Here is a 19,031-nt window from a genome sequence, read left to right as displayed (position 1 = left end):
ATGTCCGCAATTCCTTCTTTCGACGGCGTCATTCGCCAGCACCAGCAAGATGAACATATCGCATGGGCGATGCTCCCCAACGCCTGCCCGCAAAATCATGCCGCCAACCTGCTTCAGCTGGATGATGGCTGCCTGATGTGCGTCTGGTTCGGCGGCTCCCAGGAGGGGAAAGCCGACATTTCGATCTGGGGTTCGCGGTTAGCCCCCGGCAGCGATCGCTGGAGCGAAGCGGTTAAGCTCTCCGACGATCCTGACCGCTCGGAACAAAATCCGGTGCTGTTTCAGGCGCCGGACCAGGTAGTGTGGCTGTTATGGACGGCGCAATTCGCCGGCAACCAGGATACCGCCATTGTGCGCTACCGCCAGTCACACGACGGCGGGCAAAGCTGGGGACCCATCGACACCCTGTTGGATCAGCCCGGTACCTTTATTCGCCAGCCGATTAGCGTCATGCCTGACGGCAGCTGGCTGCTGCCGGTGTTTTACTGCCGCACTGCACCCGGCGAGAAATGGGTGGGTAATAATGACGTCAGCGCGGTGAAGATCTCCTCCGACGGCGGCAGAAGCTGGCGCGACGTGGCGGTCCCGGAGAGTCTTGGCTGCGTCCATATGAGCATCACCGCGCATCCCGACGGCGGACTGGCGGCCTTCTTTCGCAGTCGCTGGGCGGATCACATCTGGTTCAGCCGCTCCAGCGACCAGGGTGAAAGCTGGTCTGCGCCGGTGCCAACGACGCTGCCGAACAACAACTCGTCCATTCAGGCGACGACTCTCGACAATGGCGAACTGGCGCTGGTGTTTAATAATATGAGCGCCGCCGGGGCCACCGAACGCCGAGCCTCACTGTACGATGAAATTGCGGATGACGATGGCCGTAAGGAGCCGGAAACAACCGGAAAAAGCGCCTTCTGGGGCGCGCCCCGCGCGCCGATGACGGTGGCGATCTCGCCTGACGGCGGCAAAAGCTGGCCGTGGCTGCGTAATCTTGACGAGGGCGACGGCTACTGCATGACCAATAATTCGGAGCAGAAGCTGAACCGGGAGTTCTCCTACCCCAGCATCAAACAGGGAGCAGACGGTAATTTGCATATCGCCTACACCTGGTACCGTCAGGCGATCAAGTATGTTCGCGTTTCGCCACAGTGGGTGAAAGGAGAAAGCGCATGATTATCGGTACCCTGCAGGCGCTGCACCAGGCTGGTCTGCCGCCGGCGTTAAAGCAGCTTTTGAGCAGCGAGGCCTGTTCGCTGGCCGCCCTGAGCGCCAGAGAGGATGGCCGCTTCCAGCCCGACGGCGCGCCGTGGTTCTGCACCCTCGGCGTGGCGCAAACCCAGCCTGCGGCCGAGCGGCATACGGAATATCATCGCCAGTGGGCGGATATTCAGGTCATCCTGGCCGGCGAGGAGCGGATCCAGGCGGGCATGGCTGCCGTGATGCGCCCGCAGGATAATGAGCTTAAGCCCGACCTCTATCTCTGTCAGCCGGCCCCGGAGAGTGTCTCTATTCTGCTGCGTCCCGGCGACTTCGCGGTCTTTTACCCCGGCGAACCGCACCAGGCGCTGTGTGCGGTTTCGACGCCAGCGCCGGTCAGAAAAGCGGTATTCAAGATACCGGCAGCGATGCTGGAGGCGCAATGAAGCGGGCCATAGTCACCGGGGCCAGCTCCGGGATCGGCGCCGCGGTGGTGAGGCAATTGCTGGAGGACGGCTGGCAGGTGGTCGGCATGAGCCGTTCGCTGCCGCCCTTCTCACAGCCGAACTTTCGCCATCTGGAGGTCGATGTCAGCCAACGCAGCGCGCTGCTGGCGGCGCTGGAACAGATTGAGCCTCCTCAGGCCATCATCCACGCCGCGGGTTCGATGACCGCCGCGCCCCTGGGCAATCTTGATCCACTGCGCGGCGAGTCGCTGTGGCGTTTACATGTCGACGCGGCCCAAACGCTGGTCAATCACTTCGCCCCGGCCATGGAGCCGGGCGGGAGGGTTGTTCTGCTGGGAAGCCGAACATCACGAGGCGCAGCGGGTCGTTCCCAGTATACGGCCACCAAAGCCGCGCTGGTCGCCCTTGCCAGAAGCTGGGCGGCAGAGCTGGCGCCCGCAGGGGTGACGGTCAACGTGGTGGCGCCCGGGGCAACCGATACGCCGATGCTCCATCAGCCTGGCAGGGAAAGCTCTCCGCCGCGGCTGCCGCCGCTGGGGCGGCTCATTACCCCGCAGGAGGTGGTCTCGCTGATAAGCTGGTTATTGAGTGAGGGCGCATCGGCGATGACCGGACAGGAGCTGGTGATGTGCGGTGGCGCCTCCCTTGCCTGATGACGCACGCCGCGCCGTCCCCGGACAACGGAACGACGCGGCGGTGAGGATTAACGTAAATAGACAGTCCCGCGCAGATAGGTGGTGGCCTGGCCGCCGATCAGCACCCGGTCGCCCTGCCACTGGCAGCGCAGATCCCCGCCGCGGGCGGAGACCTGGCGCGCCATCATGGTGGTTTTCCCCAGTTTGTCGCCCCACCAGGGGATCAGCATGCTGTGGGCGGAGCCGGTCACCGGATCCTCCGGCACCCCTTCTCCCGGGCAGAAGAAGCGGCTGACAAAGTCATATTCCTCATCCGGCGCGCTCACGCAGATCATTTTGCCGAGCGTCTGCAGGCGCGCCATGTCCGGTTGCACCGCTTCAACCTGCCGGCGATCCGCCAGCAGCACCAGATAATCGCGCCCTTCCCGTACCTCGACGGCCGCCTCGAGGCCCAGCCCGGCCAGCAGGTCCGCCGGCGGATTGGCCACCGGGGTGGTCGTCCACGCCGGGAAGTCGAGCGTCAGCCAGTCGCCGCTGCGGGTCACCCGCAGGTCGCCGACAAAACGGGTGCTAAAGGTAATCGTCGCCGAGGGATGGTCGAGATATTCAAAAATAACGTGCGCCGTCGCCAGGGTGGCGTGGCCGCAGAGGTTGATCTCGCCAAGGGTGGTAAACCAGCGCAGCTCATAGCCTTCGTCGGTGCGGACGAAGAACGCCGTTTCGGACTGGTTATGCTGTTGGGCCATTTTCAGCAGCACATCGTCGGCTAACCACTCGCTGAGGGGGCAAACGGCCGCGGCATTGCCGCCGAAGTTTTTATCGCTGAAAGCATCGACCAGATAAAATTGTATTTCCTGCATACACTGTCCTTACTTTTTTTACTTTCCTTCAACATGACATAAAAGCGCCCCCCTGACACTATCCATAGCAAAATTAATTGCTTAACCGCACCTGGCCGTTTGCAGTGAAATGAGATGCAGATCACAAAATGATTGTCTTTTCGCCAGCAAACGTTTTAAGATCAGCGTCACATCTTCCCCTGAATCACCAGTCCAGAGCTTATGACTACGAATACGGTCTCACGCAAGGTAGCGTGGCTACGTGTCGTGACGTTGGCCATCGCCGCGTTTATTTTTAACACCACAGAATTTGCCCCGGTCGGTCTGCTGTCGGATATTGCCGACAGCTTCGGCATGGAAACCGCCCAGGTGGGCATGATGCTGACCATCTACGCATGGGTGGTGGCGTTAATGTCGCTGCCGTTTATGCTGCTGACCAGCAAAGTGGAGCGTCGGCGGTTGCTCATCGGCCTGTTTATTCTGTTTATCGCCAGCCATGTGCTGTCGTTCTTTGCATGGAATTTTGACGTGCTGGTCATCAGCCGCATCGGCATCGCCTTCGCCCATGCGGTGTTCTGGTCGATAACGTCGGCGCTGGCCATCCGCATGGCGCCTCCGGGCAAACGGGCGCAGGCGCTGAGCCTGATCGCCACCGGTACCGCGCTGGCGATGGTGTTTGGCATTCCGATCGGCCGCATCATCGGCCAGTATTTTGGCTGGCGGATGACCTTCCTGGCGATCGGCCTCGGCGCCTTAGCCACTCTGGCCTGCCTGGTGAAACTGCTGCCGACGCTGCCAAGCGAACACTCAGGCTCGCTGAAAAGCCTGCCGGTGCTGTTCCGTCGCCCGGCGTTGGTCAGCGTGTACATTCTGACCGTGGTGGTGGTGACCGCCCATTATACCGCCTACAGCTATATCGAACCCTTCGTCCAGACGGTGGCGGGTCTGAGCGGCAATTTTGCCACCGTACTGCTGCTGATCCTCGGCGGGGCCGGGATTATCGGCAGCATTCTGTTCGGCAAGCTCGGTAACCAGCACGCTTCGGGGCTGATAAGCCTCGCCATCGGCCTGCTGCTGGCCTGTCTGCTGCTGCTTTTGCCGGCCTCGCATAACCCGCACCACCTGATGCTGCTCAGCATCTTCTGGGGGGTGGCGATCATGATTATCGGTCTCGGCATGCAGGTGAAAGTGCTGGCCTCCGCCCCGGACGCTACCGACGTCGCCATGTCGCTGTTCTCGGGCATCTTTAACATCGGCATTGGCGCCGGCGCGCTGGTGGGCAGCCAGGTGAGTCTGCACCTCTCTATGGCCTCCATCGGCTACATCGGCGCCATCCCGGCGCTGGCAGGCCTGATCTGGGCCCTGCTGATCTTCCGTCGCTGGCCGGTATCGCTGGAAGAGCACCAGCCGCACCACTCTTGATTGAGCCGCAAAAAAAAGCCCGTCGGTATCGCTCCGGCGGGCTTTTGTCTCTCTGCGCATCACCGCGGTCAGGGATGCCAGGTCGAAATGATCTCCAGCACGCCGTTAATAATGAACTGCACGCCCATGCAGACCAGCAGGAAGCCCATCAGCCGCGAAATGGCCTCAATGCCGCCTTTGCCTACCAGACGCATAATCGCCCCCGAACTGCGCAGGCAACCCCAGAGAATGATCGCCAACAGGGCAAAGATAATCGGCGGCGCCGCCAGCACCACCCACTCCGGGAAGTCCACGCCGTGCTTCACGGTTGAGGCGGAACTGATGATCATCGCGATGGTGCCCGGACCGGCGGTGCTTGGCATGGCCAGCGGCACAAAGGCGATATTGGCGGTTGGCTCATCCTGTAGCTCTTCCGATTTGATCTTCGCTTCCATCGAATCGTGGGCTTTTTGCTGGGGGAACAGCATGCGGAAACCGATAAAGGCCACAATCAACCCCCCGGCGATACGCAGCCCAGGTATTGATATGCCGAATGTATTCATCACCACCTGGCCGGCATACCACGACACCATCAGGATGGCGAAGACATACACCGAAGCCATCAACGCCTGTTTGTTCCGCTCGGCGTTGTTCATATTGCCCGCCAGGCCAAGGAACAGCGCCACGGTAGTCAGCGGATTCGCCAGCGGTAACAGCACCGCCAGGCCGAGCCCTATCGCTTTAAACAAATCAAACATAGTTAAAAAAAGTCCCGTAAATATTCATTTTTTAAGGATGGTTTCACGCCGTGAGTATACCGTCTTCAACAATTCCAACGCCAGCCTGCTGATAAATCACCTTCGCCAAAAATTAACAAGCGTTAGAAAATTCACAAACAGTGACCCGTGTAGAATTTTCTTGTTTTAGCAAATCGTGGCATCGGCCAATTCATAATGTTGACTTATGATTGCCTGGGCAATAGTATCACTCGCAACTAAATCATTGCCTGGGCAACCATCATGAAAAGTACCAGCGACCTGTTCAACGAGATGATCCCGCTGGGCCGCTTGATCCAGATGGTTAACCAGAAAAAAGATCGCCTGCTCAACGACTACCTCTCACCCATGGATATTACCGCGACCCAGTTCCGGGTGCTCTGTTCCATTCGTTGCGAGGTATGTATTACCCCCGTTGAGCTGAAAACCGTGCTTTCCGTCGACCCGGGCGCGATGACGCGTATGCTCGACCGCCTGGCGTGTAAAGGCTGGATTGAACGGTTACCCAACCCCGCTGACAAGCGTGGCGTGCTGGTGCAGTTGACGCCAGACGGCGCAGCCCTTTGCGAGCAGTGTCATCAGGTTGTGGGTCAGAAGTTACACCAGGAGTTAACAAAAAATCTGTCGGCGGACGAAGTCGCCATGCTTGAGCAACTCCTCAAGAAGGTCCTGCCGTAAAAATAAGAAGAGGTAAGATGATGTCCAGACGTAATAATGACGCCATCACTATCCATAGTATTTTGTCGTGGATCGAGGATAACCTGGAATCGCCCCTGTCGCTGGAAAAAGTGTCTGAGCGCTCAGGTTACTCCAAGTGGCACCTGCAACGTATGTTTAAGAAAGAGACCGGCCATTCCCTCGGCCAGTACATCCGCAGCCGTAAGCTGACGGAGATTGCGCAAAAGCTCAAGCAGAGCAATGAACCAATCCTGTACCTGGCGGAACGCTACGGTTTCGAATCGCAGCAGACCCTGACGCGAACGTTTAAAAACTATTTCGATGTTCCGCCCCACAAATATCGCATAACGAATGTACCTGGCGAATCCCGCTATCTGCATCCGCTAAATAACTGTTGTTAATCGCCTGCATTATTAAAGACGTATTGAGGAAATCATGAAACTATTCGCTGCCGCAGCCATCGTCGTTCTGTCGCTGGCATCCAGCTTCAGCTATGCGGAGCAAACCACCACGCCGGTGCGGCAAAACCAGCGTGACACAATGATTCTCCCTTCGGAACATAACGACTCGCCGTTTGATTTCAATCATATGGCGGCCGGCAATGATAAATCTGACGAACTTGGCGTGCCGTACTACCAGCAGCACGACCTGTGATGCCATTACACGCATACTTGTGTATAGCCCCGTCTCCGGGGCTTTTTTTTACCCGCGCGCCATGCCCGGCCGCACCAGACGCAGACCGAAAACGTTGATATAGAGCCCGGCCATGATCAGCGCCGCCCCGGCGAGCTGCAGTCCACTCAGCGTCTCTCCCAGCAGCAGCGCGGCGCTGGCCATCCCCACCACCGGCACCAGCAGCGACAGCGGCGCCACCCGCCAGGTTTCATACCGCCCCAGCAGCGAGCCCCAGATACCGTAGCCGACAATAGTGGCGATAAACGCCAGGTAAAGCAGCGAGAGAACCGTCAGCACATCGATCTGGCGCAGACTCGCCAGCATCAACTGCGGGCCATCGATCAGCCACGAGGCGAGCATAAACGGCAGCACCGGGATCAATGCGCTCCACACCACCAGCGACATGATCGGCGGCCGGGTCGCCTGGGACATGATTTTTTTGTTGAAAATATTGCCGCAGGCCCAGCTGAGCGCCGCCGCCAGGGTCAGCATAAAGCCCACCAGCGGGACATGTTCCCCTCCGAGGCTCCCCTCCACCAGCACCAGCACGCCGAAGATCGCCAGAGCGATCCCCGCCAGCTGCTTGCCCTGCAGGCGTTCGCCAAAGACGAAGGCGCCGAGGATGATGGTAAAGAAGGCTTGCGCCTGCAGAACCAGCGACGCCAGCCCCGCCGGCATGCCCAGGCCGATAGCGCAGAACAGAAAGGCAAACTGGCCAAAGCTAATGGTCAGGCCATAGCCCAACAGCAGGCGCAGCGGAATGGCTGGCCGGGCGACAAACAGCAGCGCCGGGAAGGCCACCAGCATAAAGCGCAGGCCCGCCAGCATCAGCGGCGGCATATTGTGCAATCCCAGCTTAATCACCACGAAGTTAAGCCCCCACACCACCACTACCAGCAGCGCCAGCAGTCCATCTTTCCTCGTCATACCCCTGCCTCTGTCGTTATTAGAATTTTTGTGAACAAAATCAAAGTAGCGAAAAAGCGGCCGCCAGGATAGATCATTATTTTTGGCAGGTTCAGAAGTGCCGATCGCGACCGGGGCGACCTGTACAAGGCGTGATGACCGTGTTATTTGTGATCGAAGACATAAAATTATAACAACATGACAGGCAAGGAAATCATGATCACCACACTCCGGCGCTCCACCATCGCGCTGCTGGCATCGTCGTTACTGTTGACTATCGGCCGCGGGGCCACACTGCCGTTTATGACCATCTACCTCACCCGACGCTATCAGCTGGAGGTGGATGTGATCGGCTACGCCCTGTCGCTGGCCCTGGTGGTCGGCGTGCTGTTCAGCATGGGCTTTGGCATCCTCGCGGACAAGTTCGACAAAAAGCGCTATATGGTGTGGTCAGTGCTGGTATTTATCCTCGGTTTCAGCGCGATACCGCTGGTCCATAACGCGACCCTGGTGGTGATCTTCTTTGCGCTGATCAACTGCGCCTATTCGGTCTTTTCCACCGTACTGAAAGCCTGGTTCGCCGACCGGCTGACGGCGGAGAAAAAAGCGCGCATCTTCTCGCTGAACTACACCATCCTCAACATCGGCTGGACCGTCGGGCCGCCTATCGGCACGCTGCTGGTGATGCACAGCATTAATCTGCCCTTCTGGCTGGCGGCGGCCTGCGCCGCCTTCCCGCTGGTGTTTATTCAGCTATTTCTCCAGCGGGATGGGGCCACCGCCGCCCAGCCGGGAGCTGCCGCCTGGACGCCTTCGGTGCTGCTGCGCGACCGCGCGCTGCTGTGGTTTACCTGTTCCGGGCTGCTGGCCTCCTTCGTCGGCGGCGCCTTCGCCTCCTGTATCTCGCAGTACGTGCTGGTGGTCGCCAGCAGCGACTTCGCCGAGAAAGTCGTGGCCGTGGTGCTGCCGGTTAACGCCGCGGTGGTCGTCGCCCTGCAGTACGCCGTTGGCCGGCGGCTGAGCGCGAGAAATATCCGCCCGCTGATGACCTTCGGTACCGTCTGCTTTGTGATCGGCCTCGTGGGCTTTATGTTCTCCGGCGCCAGCCTGTGGGCGTGGGGGATCTCGGCGGCGATCTTCACCCTTGGCGAGGTGATTTATGCCCCCGGCGAGTATATGCTGATTGACCATATCGCCCCGCCGGGAATGAAGGCCAGCTACTTCTCCGCTCAGTCGCTGGGATGGCTGGGCGCGGCCTTCAACCCGATGTTCACCGGGTTGATCCTCACCCATCTGCCGCACTGGTCGCTGTTTGTCATTCTTATCGCGGCCATTGTCGCCGCCTGGCTGATGATTTTCCGGGGGATGAATGCCCGTCCCTGGCAGCCGGATTCCCCGCTGGCCAGGGCCTGACGCCAGCTGACATGCGGCTGTCAGGTTGCTGTCGGGCCGTTGTCGGGTCGCTGTCGTGGTGGCTGACGGCCCGCTTTTCCATACTCCATCACAGGTTTACATCCGCAGAACGTCATGGAGCATATGAATATGAACAGCATCAATCAGGTCAAACAATTACGGCTGCAGCGCGCCTGGTCCCAGGAACAGCTGGCCGAAATGGCGGGGCTCAGCGTCCGCACGATCCAGCGCATTGAGAATGGCGAACGCCCGGGGCTGGAGACCCTCAGCGCCCTCGCCGCGGTCTTTGAGGTGACGGTGGCCGAGATCGGCGGCGAAGCCTCGCGGGAGGGCGCGCCGGGTCCGCAAGCTTCGCTGGATCTGCGTATAGAGGAAGCGAAAGCGCGGGTGCAGCAGGAGAGTCGCTTTTTTCGTTCGCTGTCGGTGGCGCTGGTGGTCTGCGTGCTGCTGGCGGTGCTCAACCGGTACACGAACCCGCAGTACTACTGGTCCGGCTGGGTCGCTCTGATCTGGGGCGCTCTGCTGGTGGTGAGAGGATTACGTCTGTTCGTCTTTGGCGAATGGATCAAAAACTGGCGCCAGGCGCGCCTGCAGCGGCTGCTGCGTAAATAGCATGGAAACCGGCGGCGCGCGCCGCCGGCCCGATCAGATAGTCACCAGGGCTCGCACGCCGTCGGTTTCCATATCTCCGCCCTTTCCCTGCTGGACGATGGCGCCGCGCGACATCACCAGGTAGTGGTCCGCCAGCCCGGCGGCAAAGTCATAGAATTGCTCCACCAGCAGAATGGCCATATCCCCGCGGCTCGCCAGTTGACGGATCACCTCGCCAATCTCTTTGATGACCGAGGGCTGGATCCCCTCGGTGGGCTCATCGAGGATCAGCAGCTGCGGACGGCTGGCCAGCGCGCGGCCGATCGCCAGCTGCTGCTGCTGACCGCCGGATAAGTCACCGCCCCGCCGCTGCTTCATGGTCTTGAGCACCGGGAAAAGCTGGTAAATCTCCTCCGGCACCTGCTGCGCCTCGCGGGCGGGAAAGCGCGACAGCCCCATCAGCAGGTTTTCTTCCACCGTCAGGCGAGGAAAAATCTCGCGTCCCTGGGGGACGTAGGCCACCCCGGCCTGCACCCGCTGGTGCGGTTTACGGTGGGTGATGTTCTGATCCTGCCAGCGCACCTCGCCGCTGCGCGCCGGAATAAGCCCCATCAGACATTTCAGCAACGTGGTCTTACCGACGCCGTTGCGCCCCAGCAGGCAGGTGACCTCGCCCTGACGGGCGGTAAAATCCACCCCGCGCAAGATGTGGCTCCCGCCGTAGTACTGATGTAACTGACTCACCTGTAACATTGTCGCTCCTTAACGTCCCAGATAAACTTCAATGACCTGCTCATTGGCCTGCACCTCCCGCAGCGACCCCTCCGCCAGCACCTGGCCCTGATGCAGGACCGTCACCCGGTCGGCGATGGTCTCGACAAACCCCATGTCGTGCTCCACCACCATCAGGGAGTGCTGTCCGGCCAGCGTGCGAAACAGCTCCGCGGTATATTCGGTTTCCGCATCGGTCATGCCGGCCGCTGGCTCATCAAGCAGCAGCAGATGCGGCTCCTGCACCAGCAGCATGCCGATCTCAAGAAACTGTTTCTGGCCATGGGACAGCAGACCCGCCTGGCGGTAGCGTTCGCCGTCGAGGCGCAGCAGGCGCAGCACCTCATTCAGCCGATCGTCCTGTTCGCTGCTCAGCCGGGCGCGCAGGCTGGCCCACACCGATTTATCCCCCTTCATCGCCAGGGCGAGATTTTCCGCCACCGTCAGCGCTTCGAAGACCGTCGGCTTTTGAAACTTGCGCCCGATACCCTGGCGGGCGATGGCCACCGGGTCGAGAGTAGTCAGATCCACCGACTGGTCATAGATCGCTTTGCCGCTCTGCGGCCGGGTTTTACCGGTGATCACGTCCATCAGGGTGGTCTTGCCCGCGCCGTTGGGGCCGATCACGCAGCGCAGCTCGCCGACGCCTATCGACAGCGACAGATCCGTCAGCGCCCGGAAACCGTCAAAGCTGACGTTAATGTTCTCCAGCTGCAGTACCGGGTCGGTTTGCGCACGGAAGCGATCTCCGGGCAGCTGGCGGGTAAACAGTCCTTCATCCGGTTGCATTAGCGGTCTCCTCGACGCAGCAGCCCCATCACCCCGCGGGGTAAAAACAGGGTCACGATGATGAACATGAGGCCAAGAAACAGCTGCCAGTACTCCGGCATCGCCACGGTGAAAATGCTTTTCGCGCCATTGACCAGCCCGGCGCCAAGCACCGGGCCGATCAGGGTGCCGCGCCCGCCGAGCGCCACCCAGATGGCGGCCTCGATGGAGTTGGTCGGCGACATTTCGCTGGGGTTGATGATCCCCACCTGCGGGACGTATAACGCCCCCGCCAGGCCGCAGAGCACCGCCGACAGCGTCCACACCAGCAGCTTGAAGCCGCGCGGGTCGTACCCGCAGAACATCAGGCGGTTCTCGGCATCCCGCACCGCGGTGAGGATGCGGCCAAACTTACTCTGCGCCAGCGCCGAGCCCAGCCACAGGGTCAGCAACAGCAGCAGAACCGTGGCCATAAACAGCGCCGCCCGGGTGCCGGTGGCGGTGACCGGAAAGCCCAGCAGCGTGGTAAATCCGGTGAAGCCGTTGTTACCGCCAAACCCGGTCTCGTTGCGAAAGAACAGCAGCATACCGGCATAGGTCAAGGCCTGGGTCATGATCGAGAAATAGACCCCTTTGATCTTCGAGCGGAAGGCGAACCAGCCGAAAACCAGCGCCAGCAGGCCGGGAACCAGCACCACCAGCGCCATCGCCCAGGCGAAATGCTGCGTGCCCCACCAGAACCAGGGCAGCTCGTTCCAGGAGAGAAAAGACATGAACGCCGGCAGACCGTCCCCCGCCGCCTGGCGCATCAGGTACATGCCCATGGCGTACCCGCCGAGGGCAAAGAAAATCCCGTGGCCAAGGGATAGCATACCCGCGTAGCCCCAGACCAGATCCAGCGCCACCGCCACGATGGCGTAGCAGAGGATTTTACCGCTCAGGGTCAGCAGCCAGCTCGGCACCGCCAGCGGATGGGAGGCCGGCAGCAGCGCCAGGAATGGCATGCTCAGCAGCCCCAGCACCAGCAGGATCCCCAGCCAGCGCAGAGGCCGCGGCGCGCGCTGCGCCAGCGTTAAGGTAATGGGTTGGCTCATCAGTCAATAACCCTCCCTTTCAGCGCGAACAGACCCTGCGGGCGTTTCTGAATAAACAGAATAATCATCACCAGGATCAGGATCTTGCCCAGCACCGCGCCCATTTGGGGTTCGAGAATTTTGTTGAAAATGCCCAGCCCAAAGGCTGCCGCCACGCTGCCGGCCAGCTGACCGACGCCGCCCAGGACCACCACCAGGAACGAGTCGATGATATAGCCCTGACCCAGCTCCGGGCCGACGTTGCCAAGCTGCGACAGCGCCACGCCGCCCAGCCCGGCAATACCGGAGCCGAGACCAAAGGCCAGCATATCCACCCGCCCGGTAGGCACGCCGCAGCAGGCGGCCATCGCCCGGTTCTGCGTCACGGCGCGGACGTTCATTCCGAGGCGGGTGCGGTTCAGGATGAGCCAGGTGAAGCACAGCACCAGCAGGACGAACGCCAGCACCGCCAGCCGGTTCCACGGCAGGATCAGGTTCGGCAGGACCTGCACGCCGCCGGAGAGCCAGGCGGGGTTCGCCACCTCCACGTTCTGGGCGCCGAACAGCATCCGAACCAGCTGAATAAGCATCAGGCTGATCCCCCAGGTGGCGAGCAGCGTCTCCAGCGGCCGACCATACAGATGACGAATAATGGTGCGCTCGAGCGCCATGCCGATCCCGGCGGTGACCAGGAAGGCCACCGGCAGCGCGACCAGCGGATAAAAGGCCAGCCACTGCGGCGCGAGCTGCGCCAGGACCTGCTGTACCAGCCAGCAGCTGTAGGCGCCGATCATCAGCATCTCGCCATGGGCCATGTTAATCACCCCCAGCAGGCCGTAGGTGATCGCCAGCCCCAGCGCGGCCAGCAGCAGCACCGAGCCCAGCGACAGCCCCATAAAGGCCTGGCCCAGCAGATCGCCGAGCAGCAGACGATGTTTGATCTTTTGCAGGCTGTCGCTGGCCGCCTCGCGCACCGCCGCATCCGGCTCATGCTGGGCATCGGTAAAGGGGATCAGCAGCGCCTGGGTTTCCGGGTCCGCGGAATGGCCGAGCAGCGTCACGGCGGACAGCCGCGCGCTGGGCTCAGGCTGAGTCAACTGCAGGCGCGCCAGCGCCACCTCCAGCAGGCCCCGCACATTATCATCGTTCTCCGCCTTCAGCCGCTGCTGCAGCAGAGCGGCCATGGCCGGGGTCGCTTCCCGCTGTAGGGTGCGCGCCGCGGACGCTCGATCTGTGACGTTGTCACTTAAAATAAGATGGCTGGCCAGCGCGCCGGCAGCCAGATTGCGCAGGCGGTTGGTCAGACGGACCGGCCGGGTGTCGCCCTGCGGCGCGGCGGCGGCGCCCAGCGGTTGTAAGCCGCCCTGTCGGGCGCGGAAGGCATGTTTTCCGTCGTCCATCACCAGGCTCTCGCTGGTTAACGCCCGCAGCAACGGCAGGCGATCCGCCTGCGGCGCTGCCGCCCACTTGGTCAACAGCTGCGCCTGCTGGCTGCGGCTGGCGGCGACGAAATCATCCGCCTCCGCAGCCTGCGCCCGCCATGGCAGCAAGCTCAGCAGCAGCGCCAACACACTCATGAGACGCAATGCGTTCATGTCGTTCTCCTCTGGTCAGCGGCCGACGGGATCGACGCTCCCGCCCCGTCGGCCCTGGCGCTTACTGGCTGACGGTTTTCACCGGATGGTCAGGTTTCTTATCATTACCGGGGATCCACGGACTCCACGGCTGTGCGCGGACGGGCTCATCGGTCTGCCAGACCACATTGAACTGGCCGTTGCCTTCGATTTCACCGATCATCACCGGCTTATGCAGATGGTGGTTGGTGGCATCCATCGTCAGGGTAAAACCGGACGGCGCTTTAAAGGTTTGCCCGGCCATGGCGTCGCGCACTTTGTCCACGTCGGTGGTGCCGGCTTTGGTCACCGCCTGCGCCCACATATGCAGACCCACCCAGGTCGCCTCCATCGGGTCGTTGGTCACCACCGTATCGGCATTCGGCAGCTTGTGCGCTTTGGCGTAAGCGCGATAGTCGGCGACAAAGGCTTTATTGGTCGGGTTATCGACCGACTCAAAGTAATTCCATGCCGCGAGGTTGCCGACCAGCGGTTTGGTATCGATGCCGCGCAGCTCCTCTTCCCCCACCGAGAAGGCCACCACCGGCACGTCGGTCGCTTTCAGACCCTGGTTAGCCAGCTCTTTGTAGAAAGGCACGTTGGAATCGCCGTTGATGGTGGAGACCACCGCCGTTTTGCCGCCGGCGGAGAATTTTTTGATATTGGCGACGATGGTCTGGTAATCGCTATAGCCGAACGGGGTGTAGACTTCTTCGATATCTTTGTCCTGGATCCCTTTGGCATGCAGGAAGGCGCGAAGGATCTTGTTGGTGGTGCGCGGATAGACGTAGTCGGTTCCCAGCAGGAAGAAGCGTTTGGCGCCGCCGCCGTCCTCGCTCAGCAGGTATTCCACCGCCGGGATGGCCTGCTGGTTAGGCGCCGCGCCGGTATAGAAGACGTTGGGGGACATCTCTTCCCCTTCGTACTGTACCGGGTAGAACAGCAGGCCGTTCAGCTCCTCAAACACCGGTAGCACCGATTTACGCGAGACCGAGGTCCAGCAGCCGAACACCACCGCCACCTTGTCCTGGGCCAGCAGCTGGCGCGCCTTCTCGGCGAACAGCGGCCAGTTGGAGGCCGGGTCAACCACTACCGGCTCCAGCTTCTTGCCCAGCACCCCGCCTTTGGCGTTGATGTCGTCGATGGCCATCAGGGCGACGTCCTTCAGCGGCGTTTCGGAAATCGCCATCGTCCCGGAGAGCGAATGCATAATCCCGACTTTAATGGTGTCGGCGGCATAGGCCTGGAATGAGAGACCCATAGCCATTACAGAGGCGGAGAGTGCAAAAGCTTTTAATAACGTTCTTCGTTGCATGATTCACTCCTGAGTAGCGCAAAAATAAAGAATTAACAGCTAACCAGAGGTGATAAGGCAAAAACGGTGCCAGGTTGTGAGAACAGCGGGATGCGGCGCAGGCGGAGAGCGGAGGCGAAGGAGATGGCAGCGTTGCCTCATCACGGTGCAACGCTGCGCTAAGAAAGGCATTACCAGACGTCGGCGGCGATGGCGGTCACCAGACGAACTTTTTGCCACTGCTGGTCTTCGCTGAGGGCGTTACCCTCTTCCGTGGAGGCGAAACCGCACTGCGGACTCAGGCAGATCTGCTCAAGCGGAACATACTGCGCCGCCTCGGCGAGACGCGCTTTGACCCCCTGCGGGTTCTCCAGCTCGCCGTTTTTGGTGGTGATCAACCCGAGGACCACCTGCTGATGGCCGGGACGAATAAAGCGCAGCGGCGCGAAATCCCCGGAGCGGTCGTTGTCATATTCGAGGAAGAAGGCATCGACATTGACGCCGCCAAACAGCACCTCGGCCACCGGCTCGTAACCGCCCTCCGAGATCCAGGTTGAGCGGAAATTACCCCGGCAGACGTGGAGGCCCACCGTCAGATCGGCCGGTTTGCCTTCCAGCGCCTGGTTCAGCACCCGGGCATAAATGCGCGCCAGCGCATCCGGATCGTCGCCGCGCTCGCGTACCTGCTGACGCTGGGCATCGGAGCACAGATAGGCCCAGACGGTATCGTCCAGTTGCAGATAGCGACAGCCGGCGTCATAAAAGGCGCGGATCGCGTCGCGCCAGGTGGTGGCCAGGTCGTCGAAGTAGTCGCTGAGATCCGGGTAAACGGTGGCATCAATATCTTTCCGACCGCCGCGGAAGTGCAGTACGCTCGGGCTGGGAATGGTCATCTTCGGCTGCGCGTCGCCGCTGATGCTTTTCAGATAGCGGAAATCCTCCAGCATCGGGTGGTCGCCGAACGCCAGCTTGCCGGTAACGCGTACGCCGTGGGCTTTGGTCTGCACGCCGTTGAACTGGATCCCCTGCTCGGCATCGTAACGCTCAACGCCCTGCAGGCCGTCGAAGAAATCGAAATGCCACCATGCGCGACGAAACTCGCCGTCGGTGACCACGTGCAGGCCGCAGTCGCACTGCTGCTGGACCAGATGACGGATAGCGTTATTCTCAATTTCGCGCAGCTGACCGGCGTCGATAAGCCCCTCCGCCAGCTGCTGACGCGCCTGTTTGATACTGTCCGGACGCAAAAAACTGCCGACGATGTCTGCGCGGAACGGGGCCTGTTGACGTTGCATGCTGTCTCCTTAGCGGTGGGCGCGTTAGTTGCCCACCGTGATAGTTCATTATTTGAATTTTTAGACTTCTGGATGGCTATATGTCCAGATACTGGCATGCAGGTCGACGGGCCGCAAACGAGAATATTTCATGGTACATGAAAAATATTCACTTACCGGCGACAAACGCATAACCCTCATCTTCCCAGCCGGTTATCCCGCCGAGCATCATTTTCACCGGCCGCCCCAGTTCGGCCAGCTTCAGCGCGGCAACGTCGGCACCGTTGCAGTGCGGCCCGGCGCAATAGACCACAAACAGGGTCTCCGCCGGCCAGGCCGCCATTCTCTCGGCGCTGATCTGGCTGTGCGGAAGATGCAGCGCGCCGGGCAGGTGACGCCTGGCGAAGGCCTCCTCGCTGCCGACCACGTGCAGCAGGACAAAGTCGACCTCGCCGGCACGCTGGGCGCTGTGCACATCGGCGCAGTCGGTCTCGAGATGCAGCTTATGGCGGAACCAGCGGATAGCCTCGGCGGAGGTGGCGGGGGTAAATTGGCTTACTACACTCATGGCGTCTTCTCCTTGTCTGTGATAACACTACTTTACTGACGCCCATCACCCTTATCTGCCGGCAACCATGACAGAAAACGCTAACATTCTGACAACCCCTTCGGTGACACTGTCACCTCACCGCGTGGTGGCCCTCGCCTACGATGGCCTGTGCACGTTTGAGTTTGGCGTGGCCGTGGAGATCTTCGGCCTGCCGCGCCCGGAAATGGGCGAGCGCTGGTACCAGTTCGCCGTCGCCGCCGTCGATGAAGGGCCTTTGAGAGCCACCGGCGGGGTCCGCCTGATGACCGACGGCGGCCCTGAGCTTCTCGCCCAGGCGCAGACCATCGTGGTCCCGGGCTGGCGCGGCATCGACGCCCCGGTCCCCGAAGCGCTGTGCGCCGCCCTGGCCGCCGCTCACGCCCGCGGATGCCGAATAATCTCCATCTGTTCCGGAGTGTTCGTTCTCGCCGCCGCCGGGCTGCTCAATGGCCGCCAGGCGACAACCCACTGGCGCTACACCGCGGCGCTGCAGTCCCGTTTTCCACAGATCCAGGTGGTGGAGGATGTCCTTTACGTGGGCGATGATTTGCTGATGACGTCCGCCGGCAGCGCGGCGGGGATCGACCTCTGTCTGCATCTGGTGCGCGAGGATTTCGGCAGCGAGGCAGCGAATGTGGTCGCTCGCCGCCTGGTGGTCTCTCCCCATCGCGATGGCGGTCAGGCGCAGCAGGTCCTGCGTCCGGTGGCCCGCAGCCGGGAGAGTCTGCGCCTTGGCCAGCTGTTTGATTATCTGCACCAGCATCTCGCCGCCAGCCACACCGTCGCCTCCCTCGCGCAGCGCGCCGGCATGGGAACGCGCACCTTTTTGCGCCGCTTTGAAGAGGCCACTGGCAAAACCCCCGCCCGCTGGCTGGTGGAGGAGCGTCTGCTGCGCGCCCGTCAGCACCTGACGGAGAGCACGATGGGCATCGACCAGATCGCTGAGAGCTGCGGATTTGCCAGCGCTGGCACCCTGCGCCACCATTTTCGCCTGCGCTTCGCGCTAAGCCCGCTGCAGTACCGTAAACAGTTTGCTGCTTCTCCGATTGCAAAATCCTCGCAGCCACGGACAATAGACAGCCACAGTAAACCGGTCGCCAGGATGGTCGATGATGAAGAAAGAGTGTCGGGTAGTGATCTATAAAGAGGGCCTGCTGGGCAGCCTGTTTTTTGGCGAAGCCAAAGCCGACCCTGACAAAATGAGCCAGTTTCTCAGCAGCTATACCCGCGAGGGCTGGGAGGTAAAAACCATGTCGGTGGAGCGCCGCCGTACCGCCCTGTTCTGGTCGCGGGAAGCATATCTGTTTGTGCTTGAAAGGCCCCTATGACGGAGCCTGCGCCTGGTTTGCACGCTTAAGCCAGGCGTTGCCTGGCATCCGCGCTCAGGGCTGGCGGATATAGCCCTGCTCGTGCATTTTGCGCATGCCCTCCTCGCCAGCGCAGACCATCCCGGTGGTCAGCATGGCAAAACCAAAACGCTGATAGAACGCGATTTTATCGGCCACCGCATAGATAAAAATTTTGCCAAAGGGCAGCAGCTGCTCCCGGACCGCCAGCATCAGCTGTTGTCCGTAACCCTGCCCCTGTCGGTCGGGGACGATCGCCACATCCGACAAGTAGCTGCTCCAGGTGCAGTCGCTGATGGCGCGCGCCACGGCAATCAGCTGACCGTTCTCATAGCCAAACCAGCAGAAGGTGCTCTGGCGAAACGCCTGCTCCAGCTGCTGAACATCACGTTCATTCAGCCCGGCCTCGGCGACGATGGTCCGCACCCGCCGCCAGTCTACCCGCGCAATCGCCTCTTTGCCCTCAATCACCATCATGACCTTGTCTCCCGCCGTGTTCGGCATCTATCCCGGAAGAAAGATGTAGCATGCCGCCGCCGGGGATGCCAGGCGAAAAAACCAACGGAACAACGCGGAAAACGGGGATGAGGCAAAAAAAAACCGCCATGTGACTGGCGGTAAATCAATGCTTGCATGGATAGATTGTATTTTGCATTTTTCGCAGGCAGAGGATCCTGACCTCTCTACGTTTGATCCCGAGGTTAGCATGGTCAACCTCAATAAATCCTCAA

General features: G+C 61.1%; 22 protein-coding genes. 11 read left to right on the top strand and 11 right to left on the bottom strand.

The window, feature by feature from the left end; genetic code table 11:
- Genes ABLU95_RS22065 through ABLU95_RS22055 form a run of 3 tightly spaced genes read left to right on the top strand, consistent with a single transcriptional unit; the run spans position 1 to position 2,311 of the window.
- Positions 1–1,167: an exo-alpha-sialidase gene (locus ABLU95_RS22065; RefSeq protein WP_240247172.1), complete on the top strand. Its 1,167-nt coding sequence runs from the start codon at positions 1–3 to the stop codon at positions 1,165–1,167.
- Positions 1,164–1,637 carry a YhcH/YjgK/YiaL family protein gene (locus tag ABLU95_RS22060; protein WP_048297479.1) on the top strand — a complete coding sequence of 158 codons (474 nt, stop codon included), beginning with the start codon at positions 1,164–1,166 and terminating at the stop codon, positions 1,635–1,637. Before ABLU95_RS22065 ends, ABLU95_RS22060 begins: the two co-directional genes overlap by 4 nt.
- Entirely contained in the window at positions 1,634–2,311 is a 678-nt protein-coding gene (locus ABLU95_RS22055) for an SDR family oxidoreductase (protein ID WP_048297478.1), read from the top strand. Before ABLU95_RS22060 ends, ABLU95_RS22055 begins: the two co-directional genes overlap by 4 nt.
- 50 nt (positions 2,312–2,361) lie before the next feature.
- Here the strand turns inward: ABLU95_RS22055 and ABLU95_RS22050 are convergent, their stop codons facing one another.
- Complete coding sequence (locus ABLU95_RS22050; protein ID WP_023289623.1) at positions 2,362–3,153, bottom strand: PhzF family phenazine biosynthesis protein; 792 nt, start codon at positions 3,151–3,153, stop codon at positions 2,362–2,364.
- Positions 3,154–3,354: 201 nt separating this feature from the next.
- Here ABLU95_RS22050 and ABLU95_RS22045 point away from each other — a divergent pair, with 201 nt between their 5' ends.
- Positions 3,355–4,554 carry a sugar transporter gene (locus tag ABLU95_RS22045; RefSeq protein ID WP_032452773.1) on the top strand — a complete coding sequence of 400 codons (1,200 nt, stop codon included), beginning with the start codon at positions 3,355–3,357 and terminating at the stop codon, positions 4,552–4,554.
- Positions 4,555–4,622: 68 nt separating this feature from the next.
- On the opposite strand, the gene ABLU95_RS22040 is transcribed toward ABLU95_RS22045, so the two are convergent.
- Positions 4,623–5,291 carry a MarC family NAAT transporter gene (locus ABLU95_RS22040; protein WP_004205969.1) on the bottom strand — a complete coding sequence of 223 codons (669 nt, stop codon included), beginning with the start codon at positions 5,289–5,291 and terminating at the stop codon, positions 4,623–4,625.
- A gap of 261 nt (positions 5,292–5,552) precedes the next feature.
- Between ABLU95_RS22040 and marR the strand changes: the two genes are divergently transcribed.
- Genes marR through marB form a run of 3 tightly spaced genes read left to right on the top strand, consistent with a single transcriptional unit; the run spans position 5,553 to position 6,641 of the window.
- Positions 5,553–5,987, top strand: coding sequence for a multiple antibiotic resistance transcriptional regulator MarR (gene marR, locus ABLU95_RS22035; RefSeq protein WP_004143563.1), 435 nt, complete (start codon positions 5,553–5,555; stop codon positions 5,985–5,987).
- Between the two features lie 20 nt (positions 5,988–6,007).
- Complete coding sequence (gene marA, locus ABLU95_RS22030) at positions 6,008–6,388, top strand: MDR efflux pump AcrAB transcriptional activator MarA (RefSeq protein WP_004205971.1); 381 nt, start codon at positions 6,008–6,010, stop codon at positions 6,386–6,388.
- A 34-nt stretch (positions 6,389–6,422) separates the two neighbouring features.
- On the top strand, positions 6,423–6,641 hold the full coding sequence (marB, locus tag ABLU95_RS22025; protein ID WP_044522908.1) for a multiple antibiotic resistance protein MarB: 219 nt from the start codon (positions 6,423–6,425) through the stop codon (positions 6,639–6,641).
- A gap of 48 nt (positions 6,642–6,689) precedes the next feature.
- Here marB and eamA read toward each other — a convergent pair whose 3' ends face one another.
- Positions 6,690–7,589, bottom strand: a complete 900-nt coding sequence (gene eamA / locus ABLU95_RS22020; RefSeq protein ID WP_023289620.1) for an O-acetylserine/cysteine exporter — start codon at positions 7,587–7,589, stop codon at positions 6,690–6,692.
- A gap of 195 nt (positions 7,590–7,784) precedes the next feature.
- Here eamA and ydeE point away from each other — a divergent pair, with 195 nt between their 5' ends.
- Positions 7,785–8,981, top strand: coding sequence for an efflux MFS transporter YdeE (gene ydeE, locus ABLU95_RS22015; RefSeq protein ID WP_065812503.1), 1,197 nt, complete (start codon positions 7,785–7,787; stop codon positions 8,979–8,981).
- 129 nt (positions 8,982–9,110) lie between these two features.
- Positions 9,111–9,593 (top strand): helix-turn-helix domain-containing protein, encoded by a 483-nt coding sequence (locus ABLU95_RS22010; RefSeq protein ID WP_023289618.1) that lies wholly within the window; start codon positions 9,111–9,113, stop codon positions 9,591–9,593.
- Positions 9,594–9,626: 33 nt separating this feature from the next.
- Here ABLU95_RS22010 and urtE read toward each other — a convergent pair whose 3' ends face one another.
- From urtE to ABLU95_RS21975, 7 genes are all read right to left on the bottom strand, one after another.
- Positions 9,627–10,325 carry an urea ABC transporter ATP-binding subunit UrtE gene (gene urtE / locus ABLU95_RS22005; protein WP_023289617.1) on the bottom strand — a complete coding sequence of 233 codons (699 nt, stop codon included), beginning with the start codon at positions 10,323–10,325 and terminating at the stop codon, positions 9,627–9,629.
- Positions 10,326–10,334: 9 nt separating this feature from the next.
- On the bottom strand, positions 10,335–11,132 hold the full coding sequence (gene urtD / locus ABLU95_RS22000) for an urea ABC transporter ATP-binding protein UrtD (protein ID WP_101977513.1): 798 nt from the start codon (positions 11,130–11,132) through the stop codon (positions 10,335–10,337).
- Positions 11,132–12,205 carry an urea ABC transporter permease subunit UrtC gene (gene urtC / locus ABLU95_RS21995; RefSeq protein WP_044522890.1) on the bottom strand — a complete coding sequence of 358 codons (1,074 nt, stop codon included), beginning with the start codon at positions 12,203–12,205 and terminating at the stop codon, positions 11,132–11,134. Before urtC ends, urtD begins: the two co-directional genes overlap by 1 nt.
- Entirely contained in the window at positions 12,205–13,779 is a 1,575-nt protein-coding gene (urtB, locus tag ABLU95_RS21990) for an urea ABC transporter permease subunit UrtB (protein WP_348880402.1), read from the bottom strand. Before urtB ends, urtC begins: the two co-directional genes overlap by 1 nt.
- Before the next feature lie 61 nt (positions 13,780–13,840).
- Entirely contained in the window at positions 13,841–15,112 is a 1,272-nt protein-coding gene (gene urtA / locus ABLU95_RS21985; RefSeq protein ID WP_004205981.1) for an urea ABC transporter substrate-binding protein, read from the bottom strand.
- Between the two features lie 170 nt (positions 15,113–15,282).
- The gene (locus ABLU95_RS21980) at positions 15,283–16,386 is read right to left on the bottom strand and encodes a cobalamin-independent methionine synthase II family protein (protein ID WP_004205982.1); all 1,104 of its coding nucleotides are present in this window, start codon (positions 16,384–16,386) and stop codon (positions 15,283–15,285) included.
- Positions 16,387–16,534: 148 nt separating this feature from the next.
- On the bottom strand, positions 16,535–16,933 hold the full coding sequence (locus ABLU95_RS21975; RefSeq protein ID WP_023289613.1) for a rhodanese-like domain-containing protein: 399 nt from the start codon (positions 16,931–16,933) through the stop codon (positions 16,535–16,537).
- 67 nt (positions 16,934–17,000) lie between these two features.
- On the opposite strand from ABLU95_RS21975, the gene ftrA reads away from it, so the two are divergent.
- Positions 17,001–18,098, top strand: coding sequence for a transcriptional regulator FtrA (ftrA, locus tag ABLU95_RS21970; protein ID WP_348880401.1), 1,098 nt, complete (start codon positions 17,001–17,003; stop codon positions 18,096–18,098).
- Positions 18,067–18,282: a DUF4177 domain-containing protein gene (locus ABLU95_RS21965; protein ID WP_004205985.1), complete on the top strand. Its 216-nt coding sequence runs from the start codon at positions 18,067–18,069 to the stop codon at positions 18,280–18,282. The genes ftrA and ABLU95_RS21965 overlap by 32 nt, the downstream gene beginning before the upstream one ends.
- A gap of 54 nt (positions 18,283–18,336) precedes the next feature.
- Here the strand turns inward: ABLU95_RS21965 and ABLU95_RS21960 are convergent, their stop codons facing one another.
- Positions 18,337–18,777 carry a GNAT family N-acetyltransferase gene (locus ABLU95_RS21960; RefSeq protein WP_023289611.1) on the bottom strand — a complete coding sequence of 147 codons (441 nt, stop codon included), beginning with the start codon at positions 18,775–18,777 and terminating at the stop codon, positions 18,337–18,339.
- Positions 18,778–19,031: the final 254 nt, after the last annotated feature.

The sequence above is a fragment of the Klebsiella sp. GG_Kp146 genome, assembly GCF_040061975.1.
GTDB classification, from domain to species: Bacteria; Pseudomonadota; Gammaproteobacteria; order Enterobacterales; family Enterobacteriaceae; genus Klebsiella; species Klebsiella quasipneumoniae.
Note: the sequence above shows the minus strand (reverse complement) of the source record. Positions and strands in the feature narration are given on the sequence as shown.

Coding starts and splice junctions, on each gene's coding strand:
- ABLU95_RS22065 (WP_240247172.1), top strand. CDS start 1: ATGTCCGCAATTCCTTCTTTCGACGGCGTCATTCGCCAGCACCAGCAA.
- ABLU95_RS22060 (WP_048297479.1), top strand. CDS start 1,164: ATGATTATCGGTACCCTGCAGGCGCTGCACCAGGCTGGTCTGCCGCCG.
- ABLU95_RS22055 (WP_048297478.1), top strand. CDS start 1,634: ATGAAGCGGGCCATAGTCACCGGGGCCAGCTCCGGGATCGGCGCCGCG.
- ABLU95_RS22050 (WP_023289623.1), bottom strand. CDS start 3,153: ATGCAGGAAATACAATTTTATCTGGTCGATGCTTTCAGCGATAAAAAC.
- ABLU95_RS22045 (WP_032452773.1), top strand. CDS start 3,355: ATGACTACGAATACGGTCTCACGCAAGGTAGCGTGGCTACGTGTCGTG.
- ABLU95_RS22040 (WP_004205969.1), bottom strand. CDS start 5,291: ATGTTTGATTTGTTTAAAGCGATAGGGCTCGGCCTGGCGGTGCTGTTA.
- marR (WP_004143563.1), top strand. CDS start 5,553: ATGAAAAGTACCAGCGACCTGTTCAACGAGATGATCCCGCTGGGCCGC.
- marA (WP_004205971.1), top strand. CDS start 6,008: ATGTCCAGACGTAATAATGACGCCATCACTATCCATAGTATTTTGTCG.
- marB (WP_044522908.1), top strand. CDS start 6,423: ATGAAACTATTCGCTGCCGCAGCCATCGTCGTTCTGTCGCTGGCATCC.
- eamA (WP_023289620.1), bottom strand. CDS start 7,589: ATGACGAGGAAAGATGGACTGCTGGCGCTGCTGGTAGTGGTGGTGTGG.
- ydeE (WP_065812503.1), top strand. CDS start 7,785: ATGATCACCACACTCCGGCGCTCCACCATCGCGCTGCTGGCATCGTCG.
- ABLU95_RS22010 (WP_023289618.1), top strand. CDS start 9,111: ATGAACAGCATCAATCAGGTCAAACAATTACGGCTGCAGCGCGCCTGG.
- urtE (WP_023289617.1), bottom strand. CDS start 10,325: ATGTTACAGGTGAGTCAGTTACATCAGTACTACGGCGGGAGCCACATC.
- urtD (WP_101977513.1), bottom strand. CDS start 11,132: ATGCAACCGGATGAAGGACTGTTTACCCGCCAGCTGCCCGGAGATCGC.
- urtC (WP_044522890.1), bottom strand. CDS start 12,205: ATGAGCCAACCCATTACCTTAACGCTGGCGCAGCGCGCGCCGCGGCCT.
- urtB (WP_348880402.1), bottom strand. CDS start 13,779: ATGAACGCATTGCGTCTCATGAGTGTGTTGGCGCTGCTGCTGAGCTTG.
- urtA (WP_004205981.1), bottom strand. CDS start 15,112: ATGCAACGAAGAACGTTATTAAAAGCTTTTGCACTCTCCGCCTCTGTA.
- ABLU95_RS21980 (WP_004205982.1), bottom strand. CDS start 16,386: ATGCAACGTCAACAGGCCCCGTTCCGCGCAGACATCGTCGGCAGTTTT.
- ABLU95_RS21975 (WP_023289613.1), bottom strand. CDS start 16,933: ATGAGTGTAGTAAGCCAATTTACCCCCGCCACCTCCGCCGAGGCTATC.
- ftrA (WP_348880401.1), top strand. CDS start 17,001: ATGACAGAAAACGCTAACATTCTGACAACCCCTTCGGTGACACTGTCA.
- ABLU95_RS21965 (WP_004205985.1), top strand. CDS start 18,067: ATGAAGAAAGAGTGTCGGGTAGTGATCTATAAAGAGGGCCTGCTGGGC.
- ABLU95_RS21960 (WP_023289611.1), bottom strand. CDS start 18,777: ATGATGGTGATTGAGGGCAAAGAGGCGATTGCGCGGGTAGACTGGCGG.